Origin of the sequence: Exiguobacterium algae, assembly GCF_018617875.1 — a bacterium.
In the GTDB taxonomy this organism is placed as follows: domain Bacteria; phylum Bacillota; class Bacilli; order Exiguobacteriales; family Exiguobacteriaceae; genus Exiguobacterium; species Exiguobacterium algae.
Map to the genome: position 1 here is coordinate 21439 of NZ_JACSKZ010000001.1, position 17154 is coordinate 38592.

General features: G+C 47.4%; 14 protein-coding genes. 7 read left to right on the forward strand and 7 right to left on the reverse strand.

The genetic code is table 11. The annotated features are described in order from the left end of the window. Positions 1-105 precede the first annotated feature (105 nt). From KNP03_RS00120 to KNP03_RS00140, 5 genes are all read left to right on the forward strand, one after another. Positions 106-804 (forward strand): ABC transporter ATP-binding protein, encoded by a 699-nt coding sequence (locus KNP03_RS00120; RefSeq protein ID WP_214823682.1) that lies wholly within the window; start codon positions 106-108, stop codon positions 802-804. Then, positions 797-4486, forward strand: coding sequence for an ABC transporter permease (locus tag KNP03_RS00125; protein WP_214823683.1), 3690 nt, complete (start codon positions 797-799; stop codon positions 4484-4486). Before KNP03_RS00120 ends, KNP03_RS00125 begins: the two co-directional genes overlap by 8 nt. 402 nt (positions 4487-4888) lie before the next feature. Then, positions 4889-5749, forward strand: a complete 861-nt coding sequence (locus KNP03_RS00130) for an ABC transporter permease subunit (protein WP_214823684.1) — start codon at positions 4889-4891, stop codon at positions 5747-5749. Then, entirely contained in the window at positions 5749-6795 is a 1047-nt protein-coding gene (locus tag KNP03_RS00135; protein WP_214823685.1) for an ABC transporter permease, read from the forward strand. Before KNP03_RS00130 ends, KNP03_RS00135 begins: the two co-directional genes overlap by 1 nt. A 136-nt stretch (positions 6796-6931) precedes the next feature. Further along, positions 6932-7621: a VOC family protein gene (locus KNP03_RS00140; protein WP_214823686.1), complete on the forward strand. Its 690-nt coding sequence runs from the start codon at positions 6932-6934 to the stop codon at positions 7619-7621. Positions 7622-8106: 485 nt separating this feature from the next. Here the strand turns inward: KNP03_RS00140 and KNP03_RS00145 are convergent, their stop codons facing one another. The 4 genes from KNP03_RS00145 to KNP03_RS00160 all read right to left on the reverse strand — a co-directional run bounded on the left by KNP03_RS00145 (position 8107) and on the right by KNP03_RS00160 (position 10514). Then, entirely contained in the window at positions 8107-8382 is a 276-nt protein-coding gene (locus KNP03_RS00145) for a hypothetical protein (protein ID WP_214823687.1), read from the reverse strand. Beyond that, positions 8379-8849 (reverse strand): helix-turn-helix transcriptional regulator, encoded by a 471-nt coding sequence (locus KNP03_RS00150; protein WP_214823688.1) that lies wholly within the window; start codon positions 8847-8849, stop codon positions 8379-8381. The genes KNP03_RS00145 and KNP03_RS00150 overlap by 4 nt, the downstream gene beginning before the upstream one ends. 27 nt (positions 8850-8876) lie before the next feature. After that, positions 8877-9173 carry a hypothetical protein gene (locus KNP03_RS00155; RefSeq protein WP_214823689.1) on the reverse strand — a complete coding sequence of 99 codons (297 nt, stop codon included), beginning with the start codon at positions 9171-9173 and terminating at the stop codon, positions 8877-8879. 144 nt (positions 9174-9317) lie between these two features. Beyond that, on the reverse strand, positions 9318-10514 hold the full coding sequence (locus KNP03_RS00160) for a cation:proton antiporter (RefSeq protein ID WP_214823690.1): 1197 nt from the start codon (positions 10512-10514) through the stop codon (positions 9318-9320). Between the two features lie 120 nt (positions 10515-10634). On the opposite strand from KNP03_RS00160, the gene KNP03_RS00165 reads away from it, so the two are divergent. Then, positions 10635-11003, forward strand: a complete 369-nt coding sequence (locus tag KNP03_RS00165) for a PH domain-containing protein (protein ID WP_214823691.1) — start codon at positions 10635-10637, stop codon at positions 11001-11003. Positions 11004-11184: 181 nt separating this feature from the next. Here the strand turns inward: KNP03_RS00165 and arr are convergent, their stop codons facing one another. From arr to KNP03_RS00180, 3 genes are all read right to left on the reverse strand, one after another. Beyond that, on the reverse strand, positions 11185-11601 hold the full coding sequence (gene arr / locus KNP03_RS00170) for an NAD(+)--rifampin ADP-ribosyltransferase (protein ID WP_214823693.1): 417 nt from the start codon (positions 11599-11601) through the stop codon (positions 11185-11187). Positions 11602-11796: 195 nt separating this feature from the next. Further along, positions 11797-15183: a dynamin family protein gene (locus KNP03_RS00175; protein WP_214823694.1), complete on the reverse strand. Its 3387-nt coding sequence runs from the start codon at positions 15181-15183 to the stop codon at positions 11797-11799. A 16-nt stretch (positions 15184-15199) separates the two neighbouring features. After that, on the reverse strand, positions 15200-15820 hold the full coding sequence (locus KNP03_RS00180; RefSeq protein ID WP_214823695.1) for an NAD(P)-dependent oxidoreductase: 621 nt from the start codon (positions 15818-15820) through the stop codon (positions 15200-15202). A gap of 187 nt (positions 15821-16007) precedes the next feature. On the opposite strand from KNP03_RS00180, the gene KNP03_RS00185 reads away from it, so the two are divergent. Further along, entirely contained in the window at positions 16008-17102 is a 1095-nt protein-coding gene (locus KNP03_RS00185) for an FUSC family protein (protein WP_214823696.1), read from the forward strand. The last annotated feature ends 52 nt before the right edge of the window (positions 17103-17154 follow it).

Consider the following 17154-nt stretch of genomic DNA (forward strand, 5'->3'; position numbering starts at 1 on the left):
CCCTTTAAATGACAGAATAATCAAAATATAATGATATGTTTTGATTGATAGCTGTTATAATCTGTTTAAGTGGAAAATAAAGTTAGTAAGGAACGGAGGAAAAATATGGGCTCTTTCCGATGCCGAAATATAACACGGACATTTTCAGGAGACGGGGTTACCACAAACGCCTTATCAGACATATCAATTTCGTTTCAAGAGGGAGATTTGGTTTCGATTACCGGTCCTTCAGGTTCCGGGAAGTCAACGCTTTTGAGTATTCTGGGTACTCTGGACCTTCCAACCGAAGGGGAATTATTTTTCAATGGCAAAATAATCAATCAGTTGAACGCCAAAGAATTGGCCGATTTTCGGTTTGAGAAAGTCGGATTCATTTTCCAACAGTTCCACCTCATCCCGACGCTGACAGCAATCGAGAACGTGATGGCACCGCTATTTGGTCGGAAGGTTGACTATGACCCGAAAGAGCGGGCACTCGGTCTATTAGAGAGAGTGGGGTTGAGCGAAAAAGCAGATGCTCTGCCTTCACAGTTGTCGGGTGGTCAACAACAGCGAGTTGCTGTCGCGCGAGCACTTATCCATGAACCGGAATGGTTGTTCGCGGACGAACCGACAGGAAATCTTGATTCGGAGACAGGCGAGGTCATCTTCGATTTGTTACGCGAGTTGAATCGAGAAAAAGGGTGTGGGGTGATCTGTGTGACGCATGACCCGAGTATCGCTGAACGGGCTGAAGTTCAGGTACGGATGAAGGACGGTAAAATCATCGAGGTGATCGACACGAGGTTGGCGGGACATGCTTAAGTTCATCTGGAACTCCTGGTGGCGTAACAAGGAGCGGTTCATTCTGCTCCTCGTCGGCGTCTTGATCGTCAGTACAGGGTTATCGTACCTTGTCGGACTCACGGAGTCGAATAAAGGGACGGTCGTCTCCGAACTCGAGAAGCGATGGAAGTCATCTTATCATATCGTCGTCCGACCACCGGGAACGCGAAGTGTGACCGAGGAAATGAATCTCCTCGAACCAAACTATATGAGTGGTCTGGATGGTGGGATCACACTCGAACAATACGAACAGATCAAACAAATCCGCGACATCGAGGTCGCGGCACCGATTGCGATGATCGGTTCCCATCATTACTTTGAAGACTTTGGCGAGTTTGATATGAGTAAACCTGTTGTGTACAGAGTCCGTTTCACTGAACGGACGAACACAGGGGCGAAGGTTGAAACCGAGGAATCGTCCACTTACTTTTTAGGGGGCTGGCGACCGACGGAGGCTGATCCGAATTATGGTCTCAGTCCCACGATGCCCGGAGGGAAATTTGTGGCAGCCTATGGGTCGAATTTTATGATTGCTGGAATCGATCCCGCTGCCGAAGCGGCACTTGTCGGTTTAGACGAGGCGATCATCGAGAAAGAAGGAATCAGTCGCTATTTTGAACAGTCAGGTGAGACAGAGGTCCAAGAGGGGATCATTCACATCCCTGCCTTGATGAGTTCTGAGATGTTTGTGGATGCGACGATGGAATATCGTCTTGAGGAGGTAGAACTTCCGTTCGACACCTCGGACACGACTGAGATTGCAGACAAAGTACGGGATGCTGGCGGAGAGGCCTTCCTAGACACACTTCCCGGAATAGAAACGAATCGCCTCGATCAAATGAATACAAGCGATTTGCACGAGAAATTGATCCAGTCTTTTATGAACAAGGACGGATTTCGTTTAACCAATGAATCGGGTGGATTTGATTTTTTGGCGTTTCGTCCGTCGAGTCTTGATTATGAACCTGTGAAAAGTCCCTATTCAGACCGTTGGCCGTTCGCCTATCAGGTAAAACCATATGAGGTGCCAAAAGACAGTATCTATCCATATAAGCAGTTGTATCGTCCACTCAATATGTTCGGGGAGACGAGCGCAACTTGGCCGAAAGTGAATATGAACTATATCGGGGTCTTCGATCCAGGCAAATTGGACATGGCACGTGATCCGCTCACCGACTTGCCGATGGAAACCTATTTTCCTGCAAAAGCCGACTGGGTCATCGATGCCAATGACGAACCGGTCAACCCGGTGAAACAGATGTTACCGCTCAACAACGACCGTGGGTTCCTCACGCGACCGCCGCTTGTCCTGACGACACTCGAAGCGGCCGCGGCCATCATAGGCGACAAACCGATTTCGGCAATCCGTGTCAACGTAAGCGGGGTCGATGAGCTGAACGAGGAGAGTGAGGCAACACTCCAGGCCGTCGCCGAGGAGATCGAGGAGAAGACGGGGCTCATCACCGATATTACGCTCGGGTCGTCTCCACAGATGGCACTGACCTATCTGCCGGGTCTCAGAGAAGGTGAGGCACTCGGCTGGGTTCAGCAGCCGTGGATCCGTTTAGGTTCCTCGTTCACAATCTTTGAGGAGACGAAGATGGGTATGGGCGGCGTCATCGCGAGTGTCATTCTTGTTGCGATTCTGTATGTGTTCACCTCGAACGTCATCATGTTGTATGCCCGGAAGAAAGAGTTCGCTGTACTGCTCTCACTCGGTTGGGGACCTCGTCAACTATCGCGTCTTCTCTTGATCGAGGCATCCCTGCTCGGAGGTGTCGTAGCGCTCATTTCCTGGTCCATCCTCGGCTCGTTTCTCCTCGCCGGAGATACGACGACAACCGGTTTGCGTGTCATATTGATCGGATGCGCGGGGCTTAGCATTTATCTCTGTGGCGCCCTTGTCCCGATGGTGATGATTCGTCAAATCAAACCGTACGAAGCGTTACGCTCCGGTGCGACGACGCGTGGTTTGCGCTTTGTTCGGTCCGAGGGAGTGTTCGGGATGGCCTTCAACCAACTTGTGACGCAATGGAAGCGCACACTTTTGACTCTTCTCGCAATCGCAGTGCCGACGAGCCTGTTCATGTTCTTCCTGTTCGTCTCGGTCCGTCTGCAAGGTGTCATGTTCACCTCGCTCCTTGGTGAGTATGTCGCACTCGAGGTCGGGATGATGCATTATGTCGCAATGGGTGTGTCACTCCTTATCGCCGTGCTGACAACGACGGAGGTCATGTGGCAAAACATCAACGAACGCAGAAGTGAAATTGCAATACTCAAGGCGACCGGGTGGCGTTCTTCGTACGTAAGGGGGCTTGTCCTCGTCGAAGGCGGATTGCTCGGTCTCTTAGCCGGAGTTATTGGTTTGATGGTCGCAGGAGCCCTCGTCTGGAACGTATACGGTTCACTGCCTTTCACCGAGGTATTGTTCTTGACGGCGACACTTCTCGTTCCGATTCTGACGGGACTTGTCGGGGCATTCCTTCCGGCTCAGATGGCCGTCAAGGTCATGCCTTACCAGGCGATGCGCGGTACCCAAGTGAACACGAAACGTACTGAAAAACGTTTCAAATGGATTCTTGGCACTGTTGCAGGTGGGCTCGGGGCGACCGTCCTGACGCTATTCTTCTTTGCGCTCCCTGAGGGTGCAGCCCCTCTTAAAGAGGAAAGGAGAAATGAAACCGTCCAAGGTACTTCCGGAGAAAAATTGAAAGATCTGGTGTCTGAGCCATCCAAGACAACAGAGGAAAAGCCAACATCAGGTAACGATGCAATTGAAGAGAGAGGGAAGGAGGCGTACCGATATTACGTGGCAGGCGACCCTGCCTATGACCAGGAGTTTTTCACGATCGGCAATCCTGTCGATCCGCCTCCAGGTGTTCCTTCTGCCTCGACAGGAAATAGATTGATCTCGATTCCGCTCACTGCGGATATATCCTTTGAAAATGAGGAGGAGGAAGGCGGTTATGTCAATTTCTTCCCACAAGGCTATCCCCTCCTGGATCAAGATGGAGTTCAATATAAGCAAGTGGCGCATACTGTAATCGAACGGGGAGGGTGGGAGCACAAGATTCGTCTACGGATCCCTACAGTAACGAAAGTTGTTCTCACCTATGAAGTTCCGAAGGATATAGAGCGGGCCGCGCTAATCATCAATGGAGAGATTTTGGCCGGTGAGTATGTGATCGGTGTGAACGTATCAGATTCTTTATTGAATCCCGCTCAAGAAATCGATAAGCGAGGAGAGAAAGCGTACCGCTATTATGAATTTGACGATCCCGCTTATCGGGACGAACTCGTCAGCATCGAAAAGATTGTCGAGTCGCCGGAAGAGGTTCCACCTGCCAAGCCAGGATACAAATTGGTTTCTTTAGCGGTACGCGGAAACACACCAGAATCGGACAGTGATTCAGAAGGGAGTATGATCAAATATTATCCGCCTGGTTTTAAATTAATGGACGTCAAGGGGGAAGAACATAAAGTGAAGTCGTTCACAGTAGTGGAACGGGGAGGCTGGGAACACAATTCCTGGTTACGTATCCCGTCCACGTCCTTGATCATCTTAACGTACGAGGTTCCAGAAGATTCTAACCGTGCCGCACTCATTGTGAACGGGGACCTCGTCACAGCGGAATACGTGATTGCTTTCGATATGGAGTAAAGACTAAAGGCTGATTGGATGCGTGTTCAAAGTGGGGTTTGTACTTTGAACACGTTTTTATTTTACTTGAGACGACATGATGCGTTCTGGAGAGAACGATAAAAAATCTTTGAAGCTTTTACATGAAATGAAATTGGAATAAAGAATAGCTCTCTAAAAATCTATACCGTTTTTAAGTTTGTCCGAGCGAATCATTTAGGTCGCGTATGTTATCGTCTGTTATTTTCAGAATAATGTTTTTATTTCCATTATTCATGTGGTAAAATCAAAAAAGTACATGATCCTTACATCGTGTACTTATATAATGCATTATAAATCAACTTTTTTTGATTAAACGGTTCATGTAGTCACGTTTTAACAGTGATTGCATTGCAAACTGTCCTTAATGAAGGAGGGGAAAGAATGATCTTTTTTGCGAGAAAATCCGTTCAGTTTATCGTTACGCTCTTTATACTCCTCGCGATTAGTGCCTTACCGTCACTCATCGTAGAATTGAAATTTGTACCGATGAACTATTGGGATGCGCTTCTACAACAATTCCACCAGCTCAGTCAATTGGATGAAATTACGTATTATAACAGGACTTCTCAACAAGTGTTACCGCTACTTCCGGATTTAGCGCCGTTCATCCGGGAAACCTTGATTATTTTTGCGACGGCACTTATCGTTTCGACGTTGATCGCCTTGTTTTATGCCTATTTCTTTTATCGAAGTGGGAAACTCGTTCGAAACGTCTTACAGACAATCTGTCAGACGCTCGAAATGGTGCCCGATTTGTTTTGGCTTGTCTTTCTACAGTTTCTCGCCCTCACGTTAAATCGAACGAATCGGTTTGCAAGGATTGAGATTGCCGGCGGATTTGCTGAGTACATTCGATTGTTGCCAATCTTGACATTGACCATGACAATTCTCTTTTTCTTTATCAAATGGTTGACCTTCCATGTTCTCGAACAGGAGACGACACCGTTTTTAGAACTTGCCCGAGCGAAGGGGGTTCGGCCGACCAGTATCTTTTGGAAGCATTTGCTGCCGAATTTGGTTTACCGTTTTTATCTTTTCTTCCGTTCGAACATGATCACGATCTTATCGAGTCTCCTGATCGTCGAATATTTGTATAACGTACAGGGTTTGTTCCGTTTCGCCGTAATCAACCCGCAAATGGAGATTTTGCTCGTCATTTTGTTCATTATTTATATTCCGATCTTTCTGTTGGACTTAGTGATTGAATGGTTGATTCCGAATGCTTGGAAAGGAGGAGTTTGATGCGACGTGTTCTGATTCGTGACCCTATTTTTCTGATCGGGTTTGTTATCTTCACCAGTTTACTGTTATTGAGTATCGGTAATACGATATTTCGAGATGGAGAAGTCGCTCAAATTATGATCCGCTATTCTGACGAAGGGAAGTTGATTGCTGTATCTCCCTTGAAGCCTTCTCTCGATCAGTGGCTCGGCACCGATCGCGCAGGGAATGATTTGTTTCAAATGATGATTGAAGGGTTTAAATGGACGGTAGGCATTTGTGCGGTTGTCGCCTTCGGGCGAATGCTGATTGGGTTAGTGGTCGGGATCCCGCTCGCATTCCGAAGTGACAGGTTGAACCATTACTTCAAGATGGTTTTAGAAGGTTTTTTGATTCTCCCGATTTCATTGGTTGCTTTGATGCTGCTCTATCCTTCTTTTATTTATGCCGATTCGACTATGATCCCGCCTTTATTCAAGCCGGTTACGATTGAGATCCTCATCCTTGTCTTATTAGGTTTACCCGCGGTCACGCTGTATCTTATCACGGAGGTCCGTCAATTGCTAAAGCAAGAATTCATGATTGTCGCCGAGACATTGGGCGGGAGCGTATTGCATCGCGTGAGGTTACATATGATGCCGCATCTGATCCCGACATTAGTGATCGTGTTCATGCAGCAGTTTGTGCAAACGCTTATGCTTCTCATTCATTTGTCTCTGTTCGGCATATTTTTCGGAGGAACGGTCATCATATTTGAAGGAATCATGCCGGCACTGTTTGAGTGGTCTTCTATGTTCGGTTACTACTTCAAACAGTTTTCATCTACCACTTGGATGAATAATCATCTATTTCTTGTTCCGGCGATTGCTCTTGCGGCACTCGTTTTCCTGGTGAATCTTTTGACGAGCCGGGTCGAACGGGCGTTTCGACTAAGACGACAAGAAGACGCGGTCACAGAAGTCTCGATTTCTCAAACTGAGGCAGCTTCGTCTTCACTCGCTGGTCCGTTTACCCTTGTTCACATGAAGGGGTCGATTGAACATGATAAGAAAGACAAAAGCGGATGACATCACCTGATGTTTTCCGCTTTATTGATCAATTGAGTGAGGAAAGGAACAATCAATTGGGTGTATCACAAAGTCAATCAGGGTAGAAAACTGAAAAGTCATCATGTAGAGTTATGAGAACTGCGGAGGGATTTTGATGAGGATTGCTAAAGCGACACTATTCACGAATCAACTTGATGCAATGAAGCAGTTTTATCGAGAGCGTCTTGGATTTACCGTCATCAGTGATCACGCGACGCGATTTCAAGTCGCTTTAGGTGAGGACATCCTCTGTTTTCAACAGGCGTCAACGAATCAGAAGCGACAATATCATTTTGCCATCAATATCCCGGCAAATCGTTTTAATGAGGCAAAGCACTGGATCCAATCACGTGTTCCTCTTTTAACGGAAGGTGGGGCAGATGAAATCTATTTTAAAGGGATGGACGCCACGTCTCTTTATTTCTATGATGCAGACGAAAATGTTGTCGAGTTGATTGCGCGACATGCTGTCAATCCGATGAGTCAATCAGATGGATTTTCAATGGGTGACCTGCTTGGGATCGCGGAAATGAGTGTGACGACGGACGACCCGTTAGCTGTTGCCCGTAAACTATCCGCCATACCCATTCAGCGGAGTGACGGAAAAGACGTCGACCCTGATCAGCTCAACTTCCTCGGTGCTCCGAACGATGACACGTATCTCTTATTAGTGCCATCAGGTCGTCTCTGGTTGTTCTCTCCGAAAAAAGCGATTCCAAGCCCGATTCAACTTGAAGTCGAAGGGCGGATTGTCTTGAATATGGACGAGGAGGGGCGTATGACTGTTCAAAAACGTGACGAATGAGATGTATGGCCTGTTCAGTCAGACAGACCATTTTTTTATCGATGGAAGCGACTACTGATTCGTATTCGTGGCTTTCTGGAGTGTCGGATATCCCGAAGCTTCTTTCCAATCCAAAACCCGCAAAAGCTAAACCTAACCCAGGCACAGAAAGCGTTCATACCAAGCTGTGGACCGATAAATCCCGTCAGCCCGTGCAGTGGACCAAACGCGATGAGGGTTGGCGGAATGAGGAAAAAACGATTGTCCAGTTTAAGTTAAACCCTAAATTCGCCAGCGCCAGGCCGAGACACAGTGCAACAAATCCCCAAAATACGATCAAAACTTGAAGAAGGCACGATGATTTTTTTCAATTCCTTAAAGGTGTGAAATTCACCCGTTATTTCATGAATGTCATTCTACTCAAAGTCATGTTCGGAATGTATTACAACCGAGGTGGTTCAAAGATCACTCAACCCACGCAGTGAAAAGAAAAAACAGGGGATTGCCTAGTTCCCCTTGGAAAGAAATAAATGTCTGATCAAATCAATGATTCCCCCGAATAACAAGAATGTGAGCAAATGGGCGAGATACATATACAACGTTGGTCCGTCGTTCCAAATCAACTGACGATAAGGTTCTTCATAGACAATATGATTTAAGATCGGATTCAGATAGATCAACAAAATATTTTTATCATCTTGACCGATCCGATTTAGTCCGATGATGACAAGACTCAACGCTAAAAAAATAAACGTATAGGGAAGGGCTCTCACTTTCCTCACTCTGTAACACGTCCCGTCTCCTCATTCATTCTTTTCAACGCTTGAACGGCGTCTTCAAAGTCAAACGAACTATACCAGCGTCTATGCTCTGAATCTAAAATACGGTAATGACCGCTGATTAAGTTTTGCTGCAAGACGAACTGCCCTTCCTGTCGAACTTTCTTCCACCACACCTTCCCACCAAGCGTTCTTGACTGCGGTTCGAATGACGATTCCATTGCAATGAGCTTTACAAACGCAATCGGGTCATCTCCGATCGCATTGACTAAAATTTCGCTCTCGTTAAATAAGGCACAGACGGTGACGACCGTGCTCCAGTTCGCTTCAATCCGTTCTTTTTCAATTTGGATCAACGTTTTTTTCGACACGCCAATCGCTTCGGCCATCTCATCTTGCGAATAATGATACTCCGTACGGACCAGTTTGATTTTTTTCGAGACGAGTTGAATGAATGCAGATTTGTTCATCTTCTTCCTCCTCTTTTTTGAAAGTGATTACGTCCAGTCGACCGTACTCAGCATGAGCAAAAACCATGAAATGAGTAGGAAGCATGAATAGAGAGTGATGTTACAGGTTATAAAAAATAAGACGTAGCGGCGATATGTAAATCGTTTTGTGACATAAATTTGATACGTGAAACTATAGACGGCCATCGCAATTACAGCAAAAACGAACAATTGCCACAATGCGCCAATTCGAACTGCAGTCGGCGTGCAACATAATGCCAAACCCGCTAGCGCGATTGTGAGCGGGATGATCGTAAAAATCATTGGAATCTTCCGACTTTCCATTTCAGCCCTCCTACAGTGTCATCGTTCCCTTATATTTCGACCTGTGATGTCATATGTTCCCTTAAGTGTAATTTTACACTTAAATTGTAGCGTGTCAATCCATAAAAAATCCGTCCTTCTTTTGAAGCACGGATTTGACATAGTCTATTTTCGATTCAAAAAATTCGTCAAAGGATAGACACCGATACTTTGTAAAATGAGAGAAAGTAAGATGACCGCGAATGCGAGGGAGATCATTTCTCCGGAGCCATCGATTTTTTCTGCCTCGAGCCAGAGGACGAGTGCGATGGACATCGTTCCTTTAATTCCAGACCAGGTGAGTAGGGAAGTAGCGGTCAAATCGTTTTGAAACTCTCTTCGCCATGCCGGGACGGTATAGACGAGCCCGCCGACGACAAGAAAACGTGTTAGAATCGACAGGAAAAACAGGATAACGGCAAAACCCCAAAGAGAGGGCGAAAGATATTGTGTCGCTTCCACGCCGATCAGTAAAAACAGTAGGGCTAACAGCATTGGGATGACGATGTCCCAAAAACCGTCCAAATGCTTTTTAACCGAATCATTTTCTTTCGTTTTTCCGAGCTCATGTGACAGCATCATTCCCGACGTGACCGTGGCCAGTACACCGGATACCTCGAGAGCGTCCGCTACATAAAAACCGCCGTAGGCGACGACGATGGTCAGCATGACCAATTCATGTTTTTTAAAGCTGACAACGAGCAACGTCTTCAATAGAAAGCCGAACGCCACACCGATCCCGATTCCCCCGAGGGAGACGATGAGAAACTCTTCTAAAAACCAAACGAGTGAAAACGATTCACCTGTCGAAAACATCGTCAGGAAGATGGTGAAAATAACGACACTCGTTCCATCATTGACCATCGATTCACCTTCGACGACATCGGCGATCCGTTTCTCACCGGAACTGCGTTTTAGAATGGCCGTGACCGACACGGGGTCTGTCGGAATCAGGATCGACGCCAGGAGAAACGAGGCGACCAGTGTGAGCGGAATAAACCACTCGCTGATCAGGTACGTCCCGTACCCCATGAGCAGTGCCGTCAAAATGAGTCCAATCGTACTGAGGATGGCGATGATCCCGATGTTGTCTTTCAGGTCTTTGAACGGGAACTGGTAAGCTGAGGTGAAGAGTAACGCAGGTAAGAACACCTCGAAAATCATGTCTTTTGTGATGAATATGGAATCAAAAAACGGTACATAAGATAAGGCAATCCCGATCAGAACAAGAATGACTGGTACAGGAAAATAATTTCGTTTGGAATCAATCAGATAGATGTAATATCCGATGGCAAGTAATATCATGATCAGCTGGGCGATCATTCTTCTTCCTCCTCGACGTAGCATGTATTCTAGTCATAATGTTCCCATTCGAGGTTGAATGAAACGAATTTCGTGGAATGTAGGAAGTAGGTTCATATTCCAAATCAGGGAGGAATGAAGATGAGCAATCCATTAAGTGATTTGTCGTGGACGTTTTATTCTGAATGTGAGGTGCCAGAAGAAATTACCGATTCATTCATTGACGGGGAGGAAGCCGTTGCGGCATACAAGACGGTGCGGGATGTGGCGGTCTTCACGAATAAACGCCTCATCGTACGGGACGCGCAAGGCATGACAGGTAAGAAAATTGAAATCTATTCGTTGCCTTACGGGGCAATCAATATGTACTCGACCGAAAATGCGGGGAGGATGTTTGACCTGAACTCTGAGGTGCAGCTCTTCACGCGAGCGGGGACGATCAAAATTAATCTGAACAAAAAAGTCGACGTCAGAAAGTTTGACCGACTTTTGGCTGAAGCGATTCTATAAAGTGAGAGACCGAGGCATACCTCGGTCTCTTAACTGTTTACGAATACCGTGTGCCTGTTTCACAAAGTAGATGCCCAAATGGTGTGCAAATGTTGAAGTGATGGTTACGTAGTTCATGTACGGAAAATGATATTATTTCAATTACCATAATTAAAATAAATAAAATGATTGAAACAGGTAGTCAGTCATCGATCACGTCTTTTCCGGATTGTCGCAATGTTTCAATCGACTCCTTCATCTGCTCAATCAGTTCGTCCGTATGGCGCTCCCATATACCGAGCTCGGCTATGATTCGTAGCGGATCTTTTGTGCGGTATGAGCGCGTCGGGTTCCCGGGATAACGCCGATCGGTCAGATTCGGGTCATTCTCGAATGATCCGGTCGGCTCGACGATGTATATTCGTTCTCGTGCGCCCGACTTGGCCAGTTCGGCTCCCCATTTTGCCGCATCCAATGTAGCAGTGAAATAGACATAGTTCGACAACTTCTCCTGATAGTTCGACTGACGTAGAGGCTCGAGCAGGTCTCCGATTGTCAGATCGGCTTTCGTCCCATGAAAGAACGGGGCACGATCAAGTGTATTCGACTGTTCTGGCATCTTTCTCGCTCCTTTGTTCCTTTGATAGGACGAGTATATCCCGTGTCGGATTTGAATTACAGTCTGTTATGAATTTTAAGTTCAGGATATACTTATAGTGGGGAGGCGCAGTCATGTTGTGGCTGCTCCTAACGGAAAAAGGACCACAAGACATGTCTTGTGGTCCTTTGCCATAGATCGGATAACGACTAGCCATCACAATGAAGCGTTTTGGATTGCCTCTAATTGTGTACGGATCTCATCGAACGCATGATCATCGGTGAAAAGGGATAGTTCCGCCTCGGCTACTTCCTGAAGCTGGTCCATCCATTGTTGATTGATCAAGGCATCGGAGTGTGTGAGTTCTTCATTCGCTCGTTCAACCTGTCGACTGGCGATTCGTTCGAGACGATCTCGAATTGTTGTGCGAAGGAGTGCCGTCAACTCATCTTTTAATTTCGTCCGACCGTCTCCTTCGAAGAATTGGCTACCGTTTTTAAACTGCTTCAAGACCGGCTTGAACGGTGTCGTCTCAAACTGAACCGGTTCTACCGCTCCACGTAACCATTCGAGGTCAAGCTCCGTTTCAAATTCGAGTGTCGGGACGACCGGGTGCAATCCGAGCGAGACGCGCTTGATCATTTCTTCTAGCTCCCGTTTCAAGAACCGTTCCAGACGGTACTGGAACACCTGAAGCTCTTGTTGGATATCATAGGCATATTTATCAAGCGTTCGCCCGAGAGCACGCTCCAGGCTCTTTTTCGACCCGTCTACCTCGACCGGATGGAACGTTTCTTTGACGAAATCCGAAAGGCGAAGTAGAGAGCGTGTCTCGAGATGTGCGAGCAGCTCTTTGGCTTCCCGTTCGAACACGTCGACCATTGAGACGACAGGGAGGCGGGGTGGGGCGTCGAGCAGTTTGACGAGTCGGTCTCGACGGATTTGTTTATGCTCGGCGTCTTCTTCAGCCTCGCGCAACACCTGGTCGAACGACTCGAGGAGGTTCGCCGTCTCTTCTTTGATTCGTAAGGCGTTCGTCTGCCGTAAATCATGATCGATAAAACGTTCGAGCGTGGACACGAATCGATCGAATCCCGCATCCTGTCCTCTCATCGCATTTCGACTGGAAATCGGCAACACCGTCGGTTTTCGGACGCCGAGTTTTGTCAGCTGACTGGATACGTAGTCCGTGACATTCAAGCGTTCCTCGTCATCTTTTGCCAAATCAGAGGCGTTGACGAGGAAGAACATCTCATGGTCCCCTGTACCTTGAACCCGTCCGAGTTGAATGACGAGTTCCCGGTCCGCCTCGGTGAAGGCGTGGTTGTAGTAAGTGACGAACAAGACGGCATCGGCATCGCGCATATAGCCGAATTGAACTTCACTGTGGCGGTTGAACTGTGAATCGGCACCTGGCGTGTCGACGAAGACGATTCCTCGCTCTGCCCATGGGGAATCGAGGTAAAGTTCCACTTCTTTGACGATACAGCTGTTCACTTCTTCTGACACGTATGCACAAAACGTCTCATAGTCGACCATCTCCGTCTTCCCGAGGAAGGAGAGGGGGGCGTGTCTGACCGCGTTCACAAATGGATGATCGACTTGCAGCGAATGAAGGGTCGCGCCGTATCCTTGTAACTCCTGTTCGAGCTCTTCTTCCGATTTGAAGGTGATACGTGCCGTCTTATGCTCTCGACCGTCCGGTGGCACGATTTTTGTGATCGACGCAGTGAGCGGGTTCGGGGAAGTCGGAAGAACGGTCTCACCGAACAACGCGTTGAGCGTCGATGATTTTCCGGCCGAGAACGCACCGAATACGGCGAGTGTGTACCGTTCATGCTCGGCCCGCTGGATTTTCTTTCTTAATGAGGCGACACGGTTACGGAATAAGGGATGGTCTTTAAATATTTCACATACCGCATACTCATAAGAAAAATTAAATAAAGAAGAGTCGATAGTATCACTCAAAAGGGAAGTCGAGGCAAGCTCTCTTTCCGATTCATCCTCTGGTTTTTGAGGCAGCAACTGTGTTGCTACATAGTGCCGTTGCTCAAGTCGTAGCTTGTCTTCATCCGACAATTGAATTTGATCGACGTGTTGAATAGATTTCAAACGCTCATTCAATCGTTGACGCAACGCAAGCGTATCGAGCGCTTCATACAGGTCATTTTCCTCAGAAGAAAATTCTTTCAATCGTGCTGACAATTCTGTTGCCAAGAACTCCTCGACTTGAATCACCCAAGGTTCTGACACTTTCGTCACCCACATCGAGAGGGCCGATTCGATATCACGACTGAACTGAAGAACGGTATCCCCACTAAGGGAAGCACCTGTTTTTACCTGGTCCTTGATCAATGAGACAGGGGCAAACGGGAGCACATCGCCGTTTGGCAAGAGCGTCTCCGGGAGTTTCAGGTCACGGACGATGTCTTCTGCATACTTGATCAGATGAGGTCGTAGGTTCATATCGATCAGCCGGTTCAATTCTTTATGGACGATGTCTTCACGTTGCATCCGTTCCTGTTTCGTTTTCTCTTTGGAGAAGAACAGACCGACTTTAAAAGAAGGGGAGCAACTTTCTAAATAATCCCGGAGGAGCTCCCGGAACTCATAATTCATGATGGGGGCACTTTCGACGATTGGGGTCTGATGTTTAAAGAACTCCCGGCGAAAACTAGTCCACCATTCACGTTTTCTCTCCAAACGGAGGAGGCGGGACTGCATCTCTTTCGGATTCTTCTCGAAAGTAGGCAGTTGCGCGAGTGTCTCATCGATTGCTTGTTTATTCCGGACGAGCAACGTGTCGATCAATCTCTCGGCACGCTCAGTTTTTTGGTTTTCCGAGATGTTGATGACGTGGTTCACATATTCTCGCAGACGTTCCACTTCATTTTCCGGATGGTCGTGCTCACGCAGTGAGATGTAGAACGTTTCGTCAGGCTCGATTTCATGGTGAGCAAACGTCTTCTCCAAGGATTGCTTAAAAGAAGAGAAAGATAGTTCCGTCTCATCATGTTTATCGATCTGATTGATGATGATCGAGTAGGGACGTTCTTCACGACTGAACTGTTTCATGAGTGCGATATTTTGTTCGGATTGGACATGGTTGTAGTCCATCATGAAGAAAAGATGGTCCGCCAAAAATAGCGACTGTTCTGTCGCCTGACGGTGTCGTTCATCCGTCGAGTCAATCCCTGGGGTGTCCATCAGGACTACACGGTCACTGAAAGGGAAGGACTCAATCGTATATTCGACTTCTTTGATTTCTTCTACCTTGCAATAATCACTAATTTGGAGCAAATTTGACTCATCGAGTTGAATCCAGTCCGTTTCATTGATGGCAACCGATGCAGCAGCTTCTCCACCGCGTAACGTGACAATGTTCGCACTCGTTGGGATCGGGCTGGTCGGGAGAAATCCATCACCGAGCCAATCATTCAACAACGTCGATTTTCCGGCTGAGAAGTGTCCACATACCGCGATCCAGATTTCGTCTCGAGACACCTTACGTAATGCAGTACGCGCTAAACGTGCCGCATCCATCATCTGTTCTTGCTCAAACCAGTGCGCGAGTCGCGCCAATTTTTCTCTCTGTTCGTACATAATCCCCATCCCCTACTTATGATTCCGTCGTGATTCCGACACGATGACCGATGTATTCATGATTTTCCCAACAGGAAATCACGAGGTTTGCCACGTCATCTCTTGAGACCGGTCCCGAGCGCATTGTCCCGAGCACATCCTGCGTGATGATCAGGTTACCTGTCGACGGTTCCTCGATCAACTGGGTCGGACACACAATCGTGAAGGCTAAGCCTGAATCTTCTAGTAATTCATATGCCCGCGCATGGTCTTCGGCAGCAGTCGTCATCGACCGCTTCGATTCTTTCGTTTGGAACCGGTAGTGATTGCTATCCTGTGCCTTTAGAATTCCAGCAGTCCCGACGGTGATGATGCGTTTGACCTTGTGCTGTTTCATCGCATCTATGACGAGCGGTGTGAAACGTGAGAGTACGCGATCTCTGTCCGTTCCTAGAGCGGAAATGACGACGTCGGCAGTTTGCACGGTCTCATGCACCATTTCCGGATTGGTCGCATCCCCAATGATTTCGACCATGTTTTCAAGTTCGTTGATCGGATGTCTCGATAAAAGCCGGACATCGTGCCCTTTTTCGAGCAGCAATTGGAGGATGCGTTTCCCCGTACGGCCACTTCCTCCGAATAAAGCTATGGTTGACAAGTAAACCCCTCCCCATCAAGATGAAAGAAAATATCCAACGCCATCATACCACGTAAGCGTTCACAAAACTGCTACAAATGGCTTATTTCCGCTTGAAAAGTCAGTGAGACGTTTCATGAGTGAAGATGTTGGCAAAAAATGAATAGGTCAGGTGTAAAGGAGGAAGACACGGACGTGTCGACACCGCATGAAATTTGGGGCTAGAACTATCAAGACCGGGCTATCGGTCGCAATCGTACTTTTAATCGCAGAAGCATTTCAATTCCAACAAATCGTCGTGCCCGCACTCGCCGCCTCGCTGGCGTTACTACCGTCTGTCTATCAGACCGGACTTCGCTTGATCGAAGAGATGAAAGGGAACTTGATTGGGGCACTCCTTGCTGTCGGTTCCTTGTTATTGACACCGAATCCGACGCCGATTGCGATCGGTTTTGTCATCATCATCGCCATCTCCATCCTTCTCTTTTTAAATTTAGAATCGACGACACGGACTGTCATCTTGACGACAATCCTGATCATGGAAGGTGCCAGTCAATCGGATATGCCGATTTGGCGGTTCGCCGGGGAGCGGTATCTTTTGATCATGATGGGGGTCACGGTGGCTTTGCTCGTCAACGCCTTGTTGTTACCGCCTCGATATGAAAGAAAGTTGGAGCAGCAGGTGACGGATGTGTTCCAGATGGTCGTTCGCATTGCGCGTTTGTTCGCTGAGACGGATGGCGGTCGCTCCTCATTCGAGTCGTTGGCTGATACGAAAAAAATGCATAATGAATCGAAACAGACCTACGCGTATTTCGAAGAAGAGATCAAAGCGAATCGTTGGCTCGAAAAGAAAAAGGCACCCATCTACAGGAGAGCCGTATTGAAATCAAAAATGATCGAGACAAACCGGGCAGCGCTTCATGTCATTGAAAAACTCGACCATGATTTTCATACAATCGAACAACTGCCGACGGAATTACGGGATGAGTTGTATCGCCATATTCGTCACTTGTTGCGACGACATGAGCGACTCTTCTCCGCATACGAATTAGAAAACGAACATATCATCGATCGAGAAGAGGATCTCATCCATGAGAATTTTGATTTCGCTAAACTGATGATCGAGAAGATGCGTGCAGAAGAGGAAGAACTCATTCTAACCGTCGTACCGCTCGTCGCCACGATGACGGATTGGGTCAAGGCGATGAATGAACTCGAGCGCTACCTGGTCACCGAGATGAAGAAACACGGGGACAATTTAAAGGTCGAACCGAGAAAACGTTGGTTCTTTGAAGATTGAAGCCGCCTTTTTGGCGGTTTTTTTGTTGTTCTTCTAGTAAAGTAGAAGGAGA

What these genes read in the sequence shown, in the direction of transcription:
- KNP03_RS00120 (WP_214823682.1), top strand. Translation starts at nt 106, where the DNA reads ATGGGCTCTTTCCGATGCCGAAATATAACACGGACATTTTCAGGAGAC.
- KNP03_RS00185 (WP_214823696.1), top strand. Translation starts at nt 16,008, where the DNA reads ATGAAATTTGGGGCTAGAACTATCAAGACCGGGCTATCGGTCGCAATC.
- KNP03_RS00165 (WP_214823691.1), top strand. Translation starts at nt 10,635, where the DNA reads ATGAGCAATCCATTAAGTGATTTGTCGTGGACGTTTTATTCTGAATGT.
- KNP03_RS00160 (WP_214823690.1), bottom strand. Translation starts at nt 10,514, where the DNA reads ATGATCGCCCAGCTGATCATGATATTACTTGCCATCGGATATTACATC.
- KNP03_RS00175 (WP_214823694.1), bottom strand. Translation starts at nt 15,183, where the DNA reads ATGTACGAACAGAGAGAAAAATTGGCGCGACTCGCGCACTGGTTTGAG.
- KNP03_RS00125 (WP_214823683.1), top strand. Translation starts at nt 797, where the DNA reads ATGCTTAAGTTCATCTGGAACTCCTGGTGGCGTAACAAGGAGCGGTTC.
- KNP03_RS00140 (WP_214823686.1), top strand. Translation starts at nt 6,932, where the DNA reads ATGAGGATTGCTAAAGCGACACTATTCACGAATCAACTTGATGCAATG.
- KNP03_RS00155 (WP_214823689.1), bottom strand. Translation starts at nt 9,173, where the DNA reads ATGGAAAGTCGGAAGATTCCAATGATTTTTACGATCATCCCGCTCACA.
- arr (WP_214823693.1), bottom strand. Translation starts at nt 11,601, where the DNA reads ATGCCAGAACAGTCGAATACACTTGATCGTGCCCCGTTCTTTCATGGG.
- KNP03_RS00130 (WP_214823684.1), top strand. Translation starts at nt 4,889, where the DNA reads ATGATCTTTTTTGCGAGAAAATCCGTTCAGTTTATCGTTACGCTCTTT.
- KNP03_RS00150 (WP_214823688.1), bottom strand. Translation starts at nt 8,849, where the DNA reads ATGAACAAATCTGCATTCATTCAACTCGTCTCGAAAAAAATCAAACTG.
- KNP03_RS00135 (WP_214823685.1), top strand. Translation starts at nt 5,749, where the DNA reads ATGCGACGTGTTCTGATTCGTGACCCTATTTTTCTGATCGGGTTTGTT.